The organism is Streptomyces pacificus (assembly GCF_011766325.1).
GTDB lineage: Bacteria > Actinomycetota > Actinomycetes > Streptomycetales > Streptomycetaceae > Streptomyces > Streptomyces pacificus.
Map to the genome: position 1 here is coordinate 1 of NZ_BLLG01000120.1, position 211 is coordinate 211.

Here is a 211-nt window from a genome sequence, read left to right on the forward strand (position 1 = left end):
CGCCGCCGCTCCTCCCGCGTCACATCGTCGCCGCCTTCGTCCGGCGGAGCCACCGGTGCGCTTTGTCCCTTTCTTGAACCCCCTTTTCCTCGGCGACGGCCTTCTCCAGCCCGTCCAGCAGTTCGGGATCGACGGCCATCCCTGCCGCGTGATGATGCGCGCGCGCGACCGTGGAATCCACGCTGACCAGGTCGAGATCGACCTGCCCACG

1 pseudogene is annotated in these 211 nt (G+C 68.7%); it reads right to left on the minus strand.

The annotated features are described in order from the left end of the window. Nucleotides 1–19: 19 nt before the first annotated feature. Nucleotides 20–211, minus strand: a pseudogene (locus SCWH03_RS28515) (hypothetical protein); the annotation flags it as partial.